The 15,566-nt window shown below is 67.6% G+C and carries 13 protein-coding genes; 6 read left to right on the forward strand and 7 right to left on the reverse strand.

Annotation, left to right across the window (positions count from 1 at the left end; all coding sequences use genetic code 11):
- Positions 1-7 precede the first annotated feature (7 nt).
- Positions 8-262 (forward strand): hypothetical protein, encoded by a 255-nt coding sequence (locus ACFVVK_RS11970; RefSeq protein ID WP_390266715.1) that lies wholly within the window; start codon positions 8-10, stop codon positions 260-262.
- A 13-nt stretch (positions 263-275) separates the two neighbouring features.
- Here ACFVVK_RS11970 and ACFVVK_RS11975 read toward each other — a convergent pair whose 3' ends face one another.
- Entirely contained in the window at positions 276-2,795 is a 2,520-nt protein-coding gene (locus ACFVVK_RS11975) for an ATP-dependent DNA ligase (RefSeq protein ID WP_390266845.1), read from the reverse strand.
- Positions 2,796-2,904: 109 nt separating this feature from the next.
- On the opposite strand from ACFVVK_RS11975, the gene ACFVVK_RS11980 reads away from it, so the two are divergent.
- Complete coding sequence (locus ACFVVK_RS11980; protein ID WP_390266717.1) at positions 2,905-3,993, forward strand: Ku protein; 1,089 nt, start codon at positions 2,905-2,907, stop codon at positions 3,991-3,993.
- A gap of 35 nt (positions 3,994-4,028) precedes the next feature.
- On the opposite strand, the gene ACFVVK_RS11985 is transcribed toward ACFVVK_RS11980, so the two are convergent.
- From ACFVVK_RS11985 to ACFVVK_RS12010, 6 genes are all read right to left on the reverse strand, one after another.
- On the reverse strand, positions 4,029-4,316 hold the full coding sequence (locus ACFVVK_RS11985) for a Rho termination factor N-terminal domain-containing protein (protein WP_390266719.1): 288 nt from the start codon (positions 4,314-4,316) through the stop codon (positions 4,029-4,031).
- A gap of 352 nt (positions 4,317-4,668) precedes the next feature.
- On the reverse strand, positions 4,669-4,950 hold the full coding sequence (locus ACFVVK_RS11990; protein ID WP_390266721.1) for an HPr family phosphocarrier protein: 282 nt from the start codon (positions 4,948-4,950) through the stop codon (positions 4,669-4,671).
- Positions 4,951-5,022: 72 nt separating this feature from the next.
- Entirely contained in the window at positions 5,023-7,101 is a 2,079-nt protein-coding gene (locus ACFVVK_RS11995; protein WP_390266723.1) for a fructose-specific PTS transporter subunit EIIC, read from the reverse strand.
- Between the two features lie 2 nt (positions 7,102-7,103).
- A complete protein-coding gene (locus tag ACFVVK_RS12000; protein WP_390266725.1) occupies positions 7,104-8,090 on the reverse strand; it encodes a 1-phosphofructokinase family hexose kinase in 987 nt (328 codons plus the stop codon).
- Positions 8,087-8,899 (reverse strand): DeoR/GlpR family DNA-binding transcription regulator, encoded by an 813-nt coding sequence (locus ACFVVK_RS12005; RefSeq protein WP_390266727.1) that lies wholly within the window; start codon positions 8,897-8,899, stop codon positions 8,087-8,089. The genes ACFVVK_RS12000 and ACFVVK_RS12005 overlap by 4 nt, the downstream gene beginning before the upstream one ends.
- Positions 8,900-9,724: 825 nt before the next feature.
- Positions 9,725-9,982 (reverse strand): DUF6458 family protein, encoded by a 258-nt coding sequence (locus tag ACFVVK_RS12010; protein ID WP_390266729.1) that lies wholly within the window; start codon positions 9,980-9,982, stop codon positions 9,725-9,727.
- 321 nt (positions 9,983-10,303) lie between these two features.
- On the opposite strand from ACFVVK_RS12010, the gene ACFVVK_RS12015 reads away from it, so the two are divergent.
- From ACFVVK_RS12015 to ACFVVK_RS12030, 4 genes are all read left to right on the forward strand, one after another.
- A complete protein-coding gene (locus ACFVVK_RS12015; protein WP_390266731.1) occupies positions 10,304-10,921 on the forward strand; it encodes an alpha/beta hydrolase in 618 nt (205 codons plus the stop codon).
- A 262-nt stretch (positions 10,922-11,183) separates the two neighbouring features.
- On the forward strand, positions 11,184-12,194 hold the full coding sequence (locus ACFVVK_RS12020) for a LacI family DNA-binding transcriptional regulator (protein WP_390266733.1): 1,011 nt from the start codon (positions 11,184-11,186) through the stop codon (positions 12,192-12,194).
- Between the two features lie 186 nt (positions 12,195-12,380).
- On the forward strand, positions 12,381-13,124 hold the full coding sequence (locus ACFVVK_RS12025) for an HAD family hydrolase (RefSeq protein WP_390266735.1): 744 nt from the start codon (positions 12,381-12,383) through the stop codon (positions 13,122-13,124).
- 56 nt (positions 13,125-13,180) lie between these two features.
- On the forward strand, positions 13,181-15,511 hold the full coding sequence (locus ACFVVK_RS12030) for a glycoside hydrolase family 65 protein (protein WP_390266737.1): 2,331 nt from the start codon (positions 13,181-13,183) through the stop codon (positions 15,509-15,511).
- The last annotated feature ends 55 nt before the right edge of the window (positions 15,512-15,566 follow it).

Raw genomic sequence — 15,566 nt, forward strand, 5'->3', positions numbered from 1 at the left:
GAAGATCATGGCGGAGCATCAGTTCGGAGGAGAAGTCCAGCCCGAGGTCGCGAGCCATCTGGCGCAGTCCATGGCTGAAGCGCCCGGTCCGGAGCTGGGCCGGGTTCTCCCGTCCGCGGCCCAGGGGCAGCAATGGCCGGACGGCAGCGGCAAACACCGTCATCCCAAGGACCGCGACACAGCCCGCGGGCGGCAGGGGCAGCAGGTGGCGGCGGCGGCGACGCACCGGCAGAGCCGTCCGCAGATGCCACACCACGATTAGCGGCCTGCGGCCTCTAGGGGGCCGTGGCAGGACCGGCGGCAGGTTCGACGACGACGTCGGACGGCGCCTTATCCAGGCGCCAGCCGCGCCACACGGGGTGCCTGAGTTTCCCGCTGCCGGTCCATTCGCCGAAAGTGACCTCGCCGACGAGTTTGGCGCTTACCCAGTGGGCGTCGGCCGCGTCGGCATGCGGCACGTCCTGGAACGGGGAGGTCTTCCTCGGCAGGGCGTCCAGCTGTTGCCTGAGCTCTTCGAGTTCACGGGTGCTGAAGCCGCTGCCCACCCGGCCCACGTACCGGAGCTTCGCGCCGTCCGGGATGCCCAGCAGCAGCGAGCCCACCGAGCCTTGGCGGCCGCCTTTTCCGGGCCGCCAGCCGCCCACCACCACCTCCTGGGTCCGCTCCACCTTGAGCTTGAGCCATGACCGGCTGCGCTGCCCGACGTACCGGCCGTCCGTGCGCTTGGCCATGATGCCTTCCAGCCCAAGCTCCGCGGCACTCTCAAGGATGTGGGCGGCATCGCCGTCGATGACATCGGAGAGTTCCACCGGGCAGGCTGAGGGGCGGAAGAAGGCATCGAGCCTGCTCCGGCGCTCGCTGAGCCGCAGGCCGCGCAGGTCCTCGCCGGCGTCGGAGAGCAGGTCGAAGAGCATCAGTTTCACCGGGATCGACGCCTGGGCTTTCTCGACGTCGGCGGGCTTGGTGAGTTTCATCCGGCCCTGCAGCAGCCCGAAATCGGACCGGCCGCCGTGGCCGACGGCGATGATCTCGCCGTCGGCCACGAAGTCCTGTTCGGGCCAGCAGGAACGGTCCGTCAGTTCGGGGTAGCTCGCGGACATGTCGTTGCCGTTGCGGCTGATCAGCCGGATTCTGGTGGCGCCGCCCACCACCAGTGCCCTGACGCCGTCCCATTTGAGTTCGTACTGCCAGTCTTTGTCCGGCAGGTCCGCCAGTGTTCCTGAGCTGGCGAGCATGGGGCTGAATTCGGAGTCGTCCCCGGGGGAGGGGGACTTCGCCGTGCCGACTGCCTCCGCGTCCGCCGTGTCACTGTCCGCCGTCTCAGCGGCGCGGCCCGCCTCCGCGTGCCCTTTCCGCGAGCCCTGCGGGTCCATCAGGTGGATGAGCCACTGGTCGTTGCCTTGGCCGGTGTGGATCAAAGCGAACCTGCGCGTACCGCCGAGGCCGCCGTCCTCTTGGCCGGTCAGGGTGGCGATCACTTCCTTGCCGGCGATCCATTTCTCGCATTCGTAGTGGCCACGGTCCCAGATCGTGACCGTGCCGGCGCCGTACTGGCCCTTGGGAATGGTGCCTTCGAAGTCGGCATAGTCCATCGGGTGGTCCTCGGTCTGGACCGCGAGGTGGTTTTTGGTGCGCGTCGTGGGGACGCCCTTGGGCAGCGCCCAGGAGACCAGAACGCCGTCGCGCTCCAGCCGGAAGTCGTAGTGCAGCCGGCTGGCGTGATGTTCCTGGATCACAAACGTTTCCCGCAGGGTCCCGCTGTCCTTCGCGGCCAGATGGCGTTCCGCGGTGAACGGCTCGGGGGTAACTGCCTTGTCCCTTTTGGTGCGGTACAGATCCAGGCGGGGATCGGCGTCGCCCCCGTCGCCGGGCTCCTCCCGGGAACTTTCAGCGCGGGAACCGCCGGGCCGGACGCTGGCGCTTCTTTCTTCCTTGTGGCCGGACCCGTGATCCGCCGCGTGTCCGCCGGTACTCGTGCTCCCGGAGATGGGCGCGAACGGGTCTTTGCCGGCTGCCACGCGTTTCATCACTTCGCGGTAGTCCAGATGCTGCAGGGAAGCGGAACCGAGCTCTCGCCAGGTCCGTGGCGCGGCCACCGTCGGGTGGAGACGGCCGCGCAGCGAATACGGCACGATGGTGGTTTTGGCGGCGTTGTTCTGGCTCCAGTCCACGAGCACCTTGCCGGTGCGGAGCGTCTTTTTCATGTCGCTGACAGCAAGATCCGGGTGGTCGGCTTCCAGGGCGCGCGCCAGTTCGTGCGCGAAGTCGGAGACCTGGTCCGAACTCTGGGACCCGTCGAGGGCGGCATAGAGGTGGATGCCCTTGCTGCCGCTCGTCACGGGCACGGGGTCCAGGCCCACGTCCTGCAGGATGGCGCGGGCCAGCTGGGCGACCTCTACGCACTCCGCCAGCCCTGCGCCCTCCCCAGGGTCCAGGTCCAGGACCAGCCGGTCCGGCGGCAGCGCATTCCCGTGCGAGTCGACCCGCCACTGCGGGACGTGGATTTCCAGGGCGGCGATCTGGGCAAGCCACGTGAGTGTGGCGGGGTCATTGACCAGGGGGTACTGGATGGTCCGTTCTTTGTGCGTGATGGAGGCGCGGGGCACCCATCCCGGGGCCGAATGGTCGAGATTTTTCTGGAAGAACATTTCTCCGGGGGCGTCGGCGGTCCCGACGCCGTGGACCCAGCGCTTCCGGGTGGCCGGCCGGTTCCGGGCGGCCGGAATGAGCACCGGTGCCACCGCGGCATAGTAGGCGAGGATGTCGGCCTTGGTGGTGCCCGTCTCCGGATACATGATTTTTTCCAGATTCGTGAGCACCAGTTCGCGTCCGTCAACGCGGACACGTTCCTTACCCTTGGGCAAAACCCTTCACCTCCGTGCAACTGTGATGTTCACTTGATCCATGAGAGCCATCTGGAAAGGTGCCATAGCGTTCGGGCTGGTCAACGTGCCGGTCAAGGTCTACAGCGCCACGGAGGACCACGACATCAGCCTGCACCAGGTCCACAACGAGGACGGCGGGCGGATCCGCTACCAGCGCCGCTGCGAGGTCTGCAGCAAGATCGTTGACTACGAGGACATCGACAAGGCGTATGAGGACGACGGCCGCACGGTGGTCCTGACCCGTGATGAGCTCAAATCGATTCCGGCGGAGAACAGCCACGAAATCGAGGTGGTGCAGTTCGTACCGGTCGACCAGCTCGATCCGATGATGTTCGAGAAGAGCTATTACCTTGAACCGGACTCCAAGTCGCCGAAGGCGTACGTGCTCTTGCGCCGCGCCCTGGAGGACACGGAGCGGGTGGCGATCGTCCAGTTCGCGCTGCGGGACAAGACCCGGCTCGGCGCGTTGCGGATCCGCGACGAGGTCTTGGTGCTGCAGTCGCTGCTGTGGGCCGACGAGGTGCGCGAAGCCAGCTTCCCGGCCCTCGACACCTCGATCCGCATCTCCGCCCAGGAACGCGAAATGTCCGCGGCCCTGGTGGATTCGATGGCTTCCGATTTTGAGCCGGACCAATTCACGGACGAATACCAGGAGCAGCTGCGCCAGCTCATCGACGCGAAGCTGGAGAAGGGCGAGTCGCTGGACACCGAGGAGACTTTCGGCGTTCAGGCCGAGGCGGGCGAAGGCGAGGTCATCGACCTCATGGAGGCCCTCAAACGCAGCATCGCGAAGAAGCGGGGCGGAGCAGACGCCGAGCCGGACGAGGAGGCCGCTCCGGCAACTGCCAAGGCGCCGGCCAAAGCTCCCGCGAAGGCGGCCGCGTCCAAGGCCCCTGCGGCCAAGTCCGGCGCCGCCAGGTCCACAGCCGCTGCCAAGACGTCCACTGCGAAGACCTCCGCCGCCAAGACGACTGCGGCCAAGACCACTGCGGCCAAGACGACTGCCAGGAAGGCCCCGGCTGCCAAGACCACTGCCGCCAAGACGGCGGCGGCCAAATCCCCGGCCGCCAGGACCCCTGCCGCGAAACCGGCCCGGAAGGGTGCGTGAGGCGGGACGCCGGCCAGCGCCGTCGACCACGGTGATCAGGAATTCCGCAGGGCGGAGATGAGTTCGCTCTTCTTCTTCGCCGAATAACCCTTGAGGCCGATTTCCTTGGCCCGCGCCCTGAGTTCCGGAACCGTCCAAGCCTCATAGTCGCCGGCGTGGCCGCCCTTGCGGCCGACCGCCGAACGGCCGCGCTTAGCGGCGGCGTTGGAAATCCGGGCAGCTTTTTGTTTCGATGCGCCGTCCTCGACGAGCTTCTCGTAGAGTTCGGGGTCCTTGATACTGGGGCTCTCGGAGCCGCGGGGCTCACCCTTCTTTGTCGGCATGGCTACTTCGGCCCCCGCTCGCCGGACGCCTTGGCGATCGCGTCTTCGGCGAAGGCACCACCGACCGCAATGGCCACCTGCACGCCGAAGTCGATGCTTTCCTGCACACTTGCCACGGGCTTGTCTCCTTTGGCTCGGGACGCTTGCGTATCACCACTCAACCGGTGGGGCCGGGGATTCCAACCTATCGGCGCCCCTGAGCCGTGACAAGCATTCACCCGCTCAGCAGACGCGCGGCCCGGTCCCCGAGCTTTTGCTGCTGTTCCGGGCCGAGGCTGTCAGGCCGGGAAACGCCGCAGGCCCGGCCGCATCCCCAAGGGGTGCGTCCGGGCCCGCGGTGTTTTCGGTGCTGCTATTCGGCGTCGTGGTCCGTCTCAAGGATCTGCACGAGGCGGTCCAGGGCGGCGTCGGCGCCTTCGCCCTCGGCACGCAACACCACGACTTCACCGTGAGAAGCGCCCAGGCTCATCAGCGACAGGATGCTGGCGGCGTCCATGGCCTCGTCCTCCGGCTCGCCCAGGCGGGCAATCGTGATGTCGAGGTCGTCGAACTCGCCGGCAGCCTCGGCGAAGATGGCGGCCGGGCGGGCGTGGAGGCCAACGCGGCTGGCAATGGTGGCGTTACGTTCGGTCATTTCTGCTCCTTGAAGTCAGCTGGGGTGTTTGGTGGCTGGGAATGGGTGGTTTGAAGATACGTCCTGGTGGACTCAGGCGGCTACGGGAACGGTCTCCACCGTATCAACCGGCTTCTTGACTGCCCAGCGCTTGAGCCCGATCACGGCGAAAGCGCTCACGACGGTACCGGCCGCGATGGCGACGACGAACATCAGGAAGTTGTCGATCGCGAAGAAGACGAAGATTCCGCCGTGCGGGGCCTTCGATCCCACTCCCGCTGCCATCGAGATTGCACCGGTCACGGCGCCGCCGAGCATGGAGGCGGGGATGACGCGGAACGGGTCGGCGGCGGCGAACGGGATGGCGCCTTCGGAGATGAAGGAGGCACCCAGCAGCCAGGCGGCCTTGCCGTTTTCAATCTCGGCCAGGCTGAAGAGCCGCCGGTTCAGTACGGTCGCGGCCAGCGCCATGGCCAGCGGCGGGACCATGCCGGCGGCCATGACGGCCGCCATGATCTGGTACGGCGCCTGGTTGGTGAGGGAGGCCGCTCCCAGGCCGGCGACGGCGAAGGAGTAGGCAACCTTGTTGACCGGGCCGCCGAGGTCGAAGCACATCATCAGGCCCAGGATGACGCCCAGGGCGATTGCACTGGCACCGGTGAGGCTGGATAGCCAGTTGTTCAGCCCGACGGTGACTGCGGCGACATAGCGGCCCAGGAAAACGAAGAGCAGGCCGGAAGCGGCAATGGACGCCACCAGCGGGATAATGACCACCGGCATCAGGCCGCGCAGCCAGCGGGCCACGTTGAGCCTGCCGATCGCGTGTGCCACATAACCGGCGATCAGGCCGCCCACGATGCCGCCCAGGAAGCCTGCGCCCATGAAAACGGCGACGGCGCCGGAAACGAAGCCCGGGGCGATGCCCGGCCGGTCAGCGATGGCGTAGGCGATGTAGCCGGCCAGGGCGGGCACGAGGAAGCCCAGTGACAAAGCACCGATCTTGAAGAACACGGCACCGAGGTAAGCGCCCAGCGGTCCCCATGCCAGTTCCGGATACACGGTGGGCAGGTTCAAGAGGTTGTTGTCCGCCAGGATCTTGTCTGCAAAGGTGGTGATGTTGTAGCCGCCCAGCAGGAAGCCGAGGGCGATCAGCAGACCGCCTCCTGCCACGAACGGAATCATGTAGCTGACGCCCGTGAGCAGCGCCTTCTTCAGTTTCGTGCCAAGGTGCTCGCTCTTTTCCTCGGCGGCCAGCTCGGCCTGCTCCTCGGCGCCGAAGTGGGGCACGCGGTGGGCGTGCGGGTTGTCCGCGGCGGCGATCGCTTCCGCGACCATCTTGTCCGGTTCGTCGATGCCGCGCTTGACCGGAGCGTTGATCACGGGCTTGCCGGCAAAGCGCTCCTTGCCGCGCACGTCCACGTCGACGGCGAAGATCACGGCATCCGCGGCGGCGATGATAGCGGGGTCAAGGGCTTTGGCCCCGGAGGAACCCTGGGTTTCCACCTGCAGGTCCACGCCGGCTTCCTTGGCCGCGGCGACCAGTGAATCGGCTGCCATGTAGGTGTGGGCGATGCCGGTGGGGCAGGCGGTGACGGCGACGAGGCGCTTGGGGCCCTTGCCCTTCGCCGCGCCGTCTCCGGTGTCCGCGCTGGCGGCCGCGGCAGTCACGGGGACGGCGGTTGCCCCGGCGGCGGGTGCGGCCTCGGCCTGGGGTGCGGGCTTGTCCGCCAGCGCGGCTTCGACCAGCTCGACGATCTCCGCCTGGGTGGTCGCCGCGCGCAGGCTGGCGGTGAAGTCCTTCTTGATCAGCGACCGCGCCAGCTTCGAAAGCAGCTTCAGGTGGTCCTGGTCCGCGCCTTCAGGAGCGGCAATGAAGAAGATCAGGTCCGCGGGTCCGTCCTTGGCGCCGAAGTCGACCGGCTGGGACAGCCGCGCCATCGCCAGGGTGGGTTCGGTGACCGCCGTCGAGCGGCAGTGCGGGATCGCAATGCCGCCCGGGACGCCCGTGGCGGTCTTGGATTCCCGGGCGAAGGCGTCGGCGAAGAGGCCCTCGACCTCGGTGGCACGTCCGTTGGCTGCAACTCTGCCTGCCAGGTGCCGGATCACGTGCTCGGGCGAGCTGCCCAGATTCTGGTCGAGCTCGACCAGTTCGGTGGTGATGAGCTGTGTCACTGTCAATCCTTCCGGAGGGCCGTGATGGTTACGGCATCGGGGGTGGTTTGGTCGACTGCCGGGACCGTGGAGCCAGGCAGGGAAGCGGCGGCAGCACCATGGGCCACCGCCTGACGGAGGCAATCAACCGGGGCGGCGCCCTGGCTGGAGGCGAGCAGGTATCCGGCCAGCGAGGAATCGCCGGCACCGACAGTGCTGACCGCGGTGACCGGCGGATGCGTGGCAAGCCACGCGCCGTCGGCCGTTACAAGAACGGCACCCTTGGAACCCAAGGTGGCCAGTACAGCACCCACCCCGGAGCGCACGACGGCGGCGGCGGCAGTTGCTGCAGCCTCCGGGTCCGCTTCAAGCTCCTCAGCGGTTTTGTTCGTGGCGGACCCGGCTGCGGCAGCCAGTTCCGCCAATTCCTCGGCGTTGGGTTTCAAGAGGTCCGGCTTTCCCGAGGCGTCGCCGGAGACCGCTGCGGCGAGAGGTTCGCCGGATGAATCGACGGCGACCCTGGGTGTGGCCTCGCCATCAAACTGCGCACGGAGCCGCCGGGTGACGGTCGTGTAGAAGTCGGCCGGAACTCCGGGCGGGAGCGAGCCGGCCAGGACAACCCAGACGGCCCCGCGGGCCTGGTCCAGCAACAGGCCGATCAGGGCCTCCTGCTGCTCCTGGCTGAGGGCCGGTCCGGGTTCGTTGACCTTGGTGGTGACGCCGCCGGGCTCGGTGAGGGCCACGTTGCTGCGCAGCGGCTCGCCGATCGGGAGGGCCGCGAAGGGCACGTCGGTTGCCCGCAGCCCGGCGAGGACGGGATCGCTCTCGGCGCCGGGGAGGACGGCGATGGTCTTCAGCCCCGAGGCCACGAGGGCGCGGGAGACATTGACGCCCTTGCCGCCGGATTCCTGGCGGACGGAGGTGGCCCGCTGGACCTCCCCGCGGAGGAGCGGGCCCGGCAGGGCTACGGTGCGGTCCAGGCTGGGGTTGGCGGTGAGGGTGACAATCACGCGACCACCACCTCCACTCCGGCGTCCGCGAGGGCGGTGGCAAGTTCCCGGCTGGGTTGCATGTCTGTGATCACAGTGTCCAGATCTTTCAACGAGGCGAACTGGACCAGCGTCTCCGCGTCCAGCTTGGAGGAATCAGCCAGCACCACAATGCGGCGCGCTGAGTGGACGAAGGCAGCCTTGACAGCGGCTTCTTCAGGATCGGGTGTGCTCAGCCCGAAGGCTGCATGGATGCCGTTGGTGCCGATGAAGGCGATGTCCGGGCGGATCCGGCGTGCGGCCTCCACCGTGGACTGGCCGACCGCGGCCTGGGTCAGCCCCCGGACTTTTCCACCGAGCACATGCAGGGCGATGCCGGACTGGCCGGACAGCCTGGAGGCAATCGGCAGGGAGTGGGTGATGACCACGAGTTCGGCGTCGGCTGCCGGGGTGCTGCCCGTCGCGGCGGCTCCGGCGGCCCGGGTGGCGAGGAGCTCGGCCAGGGCCTCGGTGGTGGAGCCGGCGTCGATCAGGATGCTGCCGGCGAGGCCTATAGGAATCAGGGCCAGGGCGGCCTCCGCGATCCGGACTTTTTCGGGCTGCCGCTGGACGGTCCGTTCGAGGATGCTTTCCTCGGTAGTGCTGACGCGGTCCGGGGAAACTGCGCCGCCGTGGACGCGGCGGACGCTGCCGGCGGCCTCCAGGGTGGCGAGGTCGCGGCGGACGGTTTCGGTGGTGATGCTGAAGCGCTCGGCCAGGTCCGTGACACTGGCCCGGCCGCTGGCGTAGATGAGCCCCACGATCAGCTGCTGGCGCTCTTCGGCGAACACTTACCCTCCATTGCGTACTGCGTCGGTCCTGGCTGTTCTCGATTTTTTGTTGCGGATACGCTCCTGCCGTTCCAGTGACTCCGATCACATGAAATGGAATTGCTTGACTTTATCTTTGTTCTTGTTGGTTTGTCAATGAAAAACAACATGAACACAGACTGGGCTGGATTGGTCGGGGGGACATGTCCATTCGACGGGGCCATGCGGGGACATGCGCTGGACGAACGAGTTGACGGGACATGCCCATTCGTCGGACGGGATCCAGGGGGACATGTCCAGCCGTCGGATGGGGTCCAGCGGGACATGTCCAGCCGTTGCGGCGAGGAGTGGGCAGGTGGGAAGCATGTCCCGTGGTTCTCGAATGCGAGGGACATGCCCACTCTTTGGCACGGCATGCGCTGGACATGTCCATTCGTCGGCGGATCACGGGGGACATGTCCACCGGCCGGGCGGCGCAGCGGGAGACATGTCCGGTGGGTCTCCGGTGCGCGCGACATGTCCATTCGTCGGGCGGGGCTAGGGGGGGCATGTCCAGCGGTTGCCTCAAGGGGTGGACAGTTAGGGTCCATGTCCTCTGGCTGTCTGCTGAGAGGGATATGCCCATTCTTTGGCGCGGGCTGTGCGCTACATGTCCATTCCTCGGGTGGCATCTTGGGGTGGAGGGGACATGTCCGGTGGTCCGGCGGGGTGCGCGGGACGTGCTCATCCGTGAGGCCGGATCTTGGGGGTATGTCCGGCTTTGCGGGCGGACGTCGGTCGCACTTCAAAGTCCGGCCCGGCTTTCGGGTCGTGGGGTTTCCGCGCCGTGTGGGCTGCGGCAAATTTTCAGATGCCTGCGTCGCGGCTCTCATTGCGGGTGACGGTCTCGCCGGTGTTCGGGTCTACTACCGTGCGGCTTTCGCTGACGCGGCGCGAGCGGGCGGGGGAGGCCATGACGAGCGACGCAATGAGCCCTATGACACCGACCACCATGAGGATGTAGCCAATCATTGCCTGGTTTACGTTGGGGATCAGCCCCGGGGCGACGGCCCAGGCGAGGATGGCGCCAATAGCGATGAGGAAGATTGCGGAACCGATTCTCATAACGTGCTCCTTGGTGCCTCGGGCGGATGATGATGCGAAGCCTGCTGACCAGTGTCACGCTACAACCCCTCCTTGGCTGTTTCAATGAATCAGCCAAGGAGGAATTTCCACCGTTTTGCGACGTCCGCGGCGTTTTCGAATCGGTGCACCCGCTTCGGACAGTCGCGCCGGGGAGCACGCCCGCACCGTTTTGGGGCGCATGGGCCAGGCAAGGGGGCCGGGGGAGATACGCTTCCGCGGCGGAAGCGCTGGTCGCGGAAAAGTGCCCGCGCAACTACGTCGGGGGACAGGGCGGAAGGCGGTGCTGGATAGGCTGGGCCCATGGAAACGGTCCTCTGGTCGAAACCCGAACACGAACGCGCCGGGACGCCGTTGCTGGTGATGCTGCACGGCTACGGCACTGACGAGTCCCGCATGTCCAAATTGTTCGGTTCCCTGCCGGCCGAGTTCAGCTGCGCCGCCCTGCGTGGACCCAAGGACTTCGGAGGCTACTACGGCTGGTTCGTCCTGGACTACTTCCTGACCCACGACTTTGCCGACGTCATCGCCGCCACGAACGCGGTTTTCGCCTGGATCGAGTCGGTCAAGGCTCGGCACAGCAGCGTCAGCCTGCTCGGGTTTTCCCAGGGGATGGCCATGGCCAGCACGCTGCTGCGGCTCCGGCCGGAACAGTTCCGTGCCGTCGTCGGGCTGTCCGGCTTTGTCCTCGACAACGAACTCCTTGCCATGAGCGAATCGTTTGACGCGCGGCCACCGTTCTTTTGGGGCCGGGACAAGGCAGACGTCGTGATCAATGACGCCGCCACCGAACACACCGCGGACTGGCTACACCAGCACACGCAGCTGACGGCCCGGACCTACCCGGGCATGGGCCACACGATCTCGAAGGCCGAGTTGGTGGACGTCGCCGCGTTCCTGCGCCACTACGTCCTGCGCTAGACCCCAAAAGGCACGGCCCCGACGGCGGACGGCCCCCGACGGCGGCCGCGGCTCCCGCGCGCGGCGTGAACCGGCCGCGGTGTGAACCGGCCGAGCGCGGACCGGTCGACGCCGGACCCCCGGGACCGCCCGAACCCCGGCAATCCTCCATTTGCGCGGAAAAATTGTAAGCGCTTACAATCGACCTCGGCCATGAACAGTGGGCTTACTACTCCAGGGGAAGAAAGGGCTAGGCCCAGTGCTCGAGGCTAAAACTCCGCGCGTGACAATCCAAGATGTCGCAGCGCTCTCCGGACTCTCCATCTGCACCGTCTCCCGGGCGCTGCGGAACCTGCCGAACGTCTCCGAACAGGCCCAGGCCCGGGTTGGCGATGCCGCCGCCAAGCTCGGTTACAAGGCCTCGTCCGCCGCTTCCCGCCTCGCCGGCGGCAGCACCGGATCCGTGGCCATTATCGCCCCCACCGCCACCGCCTGGTTCTTCGCCCAGGCCGTGGAAGCGGCCGAGGAAGTTTTCGCCGACAGCGGGTACGACACCGTGCTGATCAGCCTCCGGAACCGGCCCAGCGTGCAGCAGAAACTCTTCGGCGACCTTGCCGGGCTGTCCCACCGGGTCGACGGCGTGCTTTTGCTCAACATTGCCCTCGATGAGGCCGCGATGGCAGCCCTCGCCGAGTCGGGCCTCGCGGTGGCCAGCGTCGGGATGCACGATGTCCCGTGGGACAACGTGGGCATCGACAACGAGGAAGCCGCCCGGACTGCCACGAACCACCTGTTGGGGCTGGGCCACTGGGACCTCGCGATCCTCGCGGGCAGCGAAACCGGTGCGCCGTCGTTGGTGACCGCCGGCGACCGGCGCAGGGGCTTCGAACGCGCCCTGGCCGAGCACGAACTGACGGTCGACCCGGACCTCGTGATCAACGCCGGATCCAGCATTGAAGGCGGACGCACGGCCATGACGGAACTCGTGGAAAACCGCCGGGTACCGTCCGCGGTTTTCGCCGGCTGCGACGAAACGGCCTTCGGCGCGCTCATGGCCCTGAGGGATCTCGGTTTGTCAGCACCGAAAAACGTGTCCATCATAGGAATAGACGATCATCAGATGAGCTGGTTCCTGGGGCTGACCACAATCGCCCAGCCGGTAGCGGATCAGGGCGCCTTCGCCGCGAACCTGCTAATTGAAAGACTTCACCGCTCGGGACTGCCGAACCCCCCGTCGCAGCACATCCTGGAAACGAAGCTCGTAGAACGCAAGAGCACCCGCCGCCGCCGCTGAGGGCGTGCGGCGCTTCCCCGGGCCGCACGCACCACGCCCGGCCCTGGCGTCCGCAGCCGTGCGCCACACTTCACCCGGCGTCCGCAGACGTGCGCCGGCACTCCACCCAAGCACCAGAACCGCCCGAGCTTCATACGTACTTCGTGCCGCTGCATTGGCTGCCCACCGTCTGAAAGGACCTTGACCATGACCGCAGTTCCCGACACCTCCGGACTCGCCGGTGCGCTCTCCGGCGCGTCCGCCATCCTCTTCGACCTCGACGGCGTCCTGACGCCTACCGCGGTGGTGCACGAGCACGCCTGGCAGCAGCTCTTCGACGGCTACCTGGCCTCGGTCCCGGACGCCGCCCCGTACCGCGAGAGCGACTACTTCGACCACATCGACGGCAAGCCGCGGTTCGACGGCGTCCGGGACTTCCTGGCCTCCCGCGGGATCGTGCTGCCCGAGGGCCCCACGGACGACGACCCCGCACACGACACCGTCCACGGGCTCGGCAACCGCAAGAACAAAGTCTTCAACGACATCGTGGAGTCCGGCGGGGTCCAGCCGTACGAGGGCTCCGTCCGGTTCGTCGACGCCGCGCTGGCTCGCGGACTCAAGCTCGCCGTCGTCTCCTCGTCCCGGAACGCCCCGGCGGTGCTCAAGGCCGCCGGACTGTCCGACTACTTCCCGGTGGTGGTCGACGGCGTGGTCGCCGTCGCTGAGGGGTTGCCCGGCAAGCCCAGCCCGGCCACCTACGAATATGCCGCACGGCTCCTGGACCTGCCCAGCGAGGACTGCGTCGTCGTGGAGGACGCCGTCTCCGGTGTCCAGGCCGGCAGCGCGGGCACCTTCCGTTCGGTGATCGGCGTCGACCGCGGCGCCGGCCGTCAGACGCTCCTCGACGCCGGCGCCACGGTAGTGGTCAACGACCTCGCCGAACTGCTCTAGCTGCCGCTCCCCGCCCACCCGCACCGCATAATCCCGCCCGAAGGAACCCCTGTACCATGGCTCTCATCACCTCGGACCGCGCCCGGTTTCCCAACGACCCCTGGCAGCTGGTCGAGACGGTCCACCTCCCCGGCAATGCCGGCACCCTGGAGACCCTGTTCAGCCTGGGCAACGGGCACCTGGGCATCCGCGGCGCACACTGGGCCGCCGCCGACGCCGACCTCCCCGGCACCTTCATCAACGGCTTCCACGAAACCTGGGACATCAAGCACGCGGAGAACGCGTACGGTTTTGCCCGGACCGGGCAGCGGATCCTCTACGTCCCCGACGCCAACAACTTCACCGTCATCATCGACGGCGAGCAGCTGAGCCTGGACGAGTCCACCATCCTGGACTACCGGCGCAGCGTGGACTTCGCCACCGGCGTCTATGAATGCCGGATCACGTGGCAGTGCCGGTCCGGCGCCACCGTGACCACCACCGAGCGCCGTGCCGTCGGCTACGCATCCCGCGGCGGACTTGGCATCAGCCTGGAAGTGGCCGCGGACCGCGACATCTCCGCGGACGTCACGTCCTCCGTCATCAACCGCCAGGACCAGCCGGTGGAAGACCACTCCGCCCACGATCCGCGCCGCGCCGGCCGGCACGCCGGGCGCGTGCTGCTGCCCTTGCGGCTCGACGGCGCCGACGGTTCATTGCGCCTGTCCTGGGAAGCGGCGGAATCCAAGCAGCGGCTCGGGATGGCCGTGGACCACTGGACCTCCGCCGAAGTGCAGCCGTTCGCCACCCAGGTGGACCAGGACGACAGCAGTGTCCGCTACGTGCTCGCCGTCAGCGCCGAGGCGCCGTTCGTGCTCGAGAAGAGCGTGAGCTACGCCGTGGGCCAGGCCGCGGAGGACCTGACGGACAACGCCGAGGCCGCCCTCCGGCCGGTCAGCGAGATCTTCGCCCAGAGCCAGGGGCACTACCGCGACTACTGGAAAACCAGCGACATCGTGGTGGCGGGACAGCCCGCGCTGCAGCAGGGCATCCGCTGGAACCTCTTCCAGCTCGCCCAGGCCACCGCCTGCGCCGGTGTGGCCGGCATTCCGGCCAAGGGCGTGTCCGGCTCCGGCTATGAGGGCCACTACTTCTGGGACCAGGAGGTGTACCTGCTGCCCTACCTGACCTACACCAACCCGGGCAACGCCCGGCAGGTCCTGGAATTCCGCCACGACCTCCTGCCCGAGGCCAAGATCCGGGCCAAGGAACTCAGCGTCGACGGTGCACTGTTTCCCTGGCGGACCATCAACGGCCTTGAGGCCAGCGCCTACTACGCCGCCGGCACCGCCCAGTTCCACATCGCCGCCGCGATCGCCTTTGCCACCAACCGGTACATCTGGGCCAGCGGGGACACCGAATTCCAGGAAACCCTCGGCGCGGAGCTGCTCATCGAAACCGCCAGGATGTGGGCTTCCCTGGGCTTCTTCGGCAAGGACGGGCTCTTCCACATCCACGGCGTCACCGGCCCCGACGAGTACACCGCCGTCGTCAACGACAACCTCTACACCAATGTCATGGCCCGCTTTAACCTCCGCGCCGCAGCCGCCCTGAACCACCCCGAGGTCAGCGACGCCGAACGCGAATTCTGGGAGCAGGCCGCCAACCGGATGCAGCTGCCGTACGACGAGGACCTCCAGGTCCATTCCCAGGACAACGACTTCATGACCCTGGAACCCTGGGACTGGACGACGCCGCGGGGCAAGTACCCGCTGCTGCTGCACTTCCACCCGCTGGTGATCTACCGGCACCAGGTCCTGAAGCAGGCCGACACCGTGCTGGCCATGTTCCTGCAGTGGCAGGACTTCACAGCCGAGGAAAAGCGCCGCGCCTTCGACTTCTACGATCCCATCACCACCGGCGACTCCACCTTGTCCGCCTGCGTCCAGGGCATCATGGCCGCCGAGGTCGGCTACGGCAAGGCCGCGCTGGACCACTTCACGCACGCCCTGTTCATTGACCTCGACGACACCCACGGCAACACGATCGACGGCGTGCACATCGCCTCCACCGGCGGCGTGTGGAGCTCCCTGGTCAGCGGCTTCGCCGGCCTCCGGGACCAGGGCGCCGTGCCTTACTTCGACCCGCGACTGCCGGCCGAATGGGACGGACTCGCGTTCTGCCTGTTGATCCAGGGCCGGCTCCTGCAGGTCGAACTGACGCAGGAGTCCATCACCCTGGCCGTCCGCGAGGGCGCCCCGCTGGAGGTCGACGTGCGCGGGGAACTGCTCGCCGTGGGCGGCGACCCGGTCCGTGTGCCGCTGGCGCCCCTCGCGGCCCCCGAACCCACCGTCTTCCCCAGCGGGCCGCCGACGGCGTCCATCCCGGTGGTGCGCGCCGCCATCTGACGCTCGGCCCACCAGGAGCGCTTTGCTTCGGCCCCGGGCGGTGCGGGCGGGTGGT

Origin of the sequence: Arthrobacter sp. NPDC058192 (assembly GCF_042883665.1) — a bacterium.
Classification (GTDB): domain Bacteria; phylum Actinomycetota; class Actinomycetes; order Actinomycetales; family Micrococcaceae; genus Arthrobacter.

Excerpts from the sequence above, each read along its gene's own strand:
- ACFVVK_RS11985 (WP_390266719.1), bottom strand. The coding sequence starts at position 4,316 with ATGCCGACAAAGAAGGGTGAGCCCCGCGGCTCCGAGAGCCCCAGTATC.
- ACFVVK_RS11990 (WP_390266721.1), bottom strand. The coding sequence starts at position 4,950 with ATGACCGAACGTAACGCCACCATTGCCAGCCGCGTTGGCCTCCACGCC.
- ACFVVK_RS11970 (WP_390266715.1), top strand. The coding sequence starts at position 8 with ATGGCGGAGCATCAGTTCGGAGGAGAAGTCCAGCCCGAGGTCGCGAGC.
- ACFVVK_RS11975 (WP_390266845.1), bottom strand. The coding sequence starts at position 2,795 with ATGTATCCGGAGACGGGCACCACCAAGGCCGACATCCTCGCCTACTAT.
- ACFVVK_RS12015 (WP_390266731.1), top strand. The coding sequence starts at position 10,304 with ATGGAAACGGTCCTCTGGTCGAAACCCGAACACGAACGCGCCGGGACG.
- ACFVVK_RS12010 (WP_390266729.1), bottom strand. The coding sequence starts at position 9,982 with ATGAGAATCGGTTCCGCAATCTTCCTCATCGCTATTGGCGCCATCCTC.
- ACFVVK_RS12030 (WP_390266737.1), top strand. The coding sequence starts at position 13,181 with ATGGCTCTCATCACCTCGGACCGCGCCCGGTTTCCCAACGACCCCTGG.
- ACFVVK_RS11980 (WP_390266717.1), top strand. The coding sequence starts at position 2,905 with ATGAGAGCCATCTGGAAAGGTGCCATAGCGTTCGGGCTGGTCAACGTG.
- ACFVVK_RS12025 (WP_390266735.1), top strand. The coding sequence starts at position 12,381 with ATGACCGCAGTTCCCGACACCTCCGGACTCGCCGGTGCGCTCTCCGGC.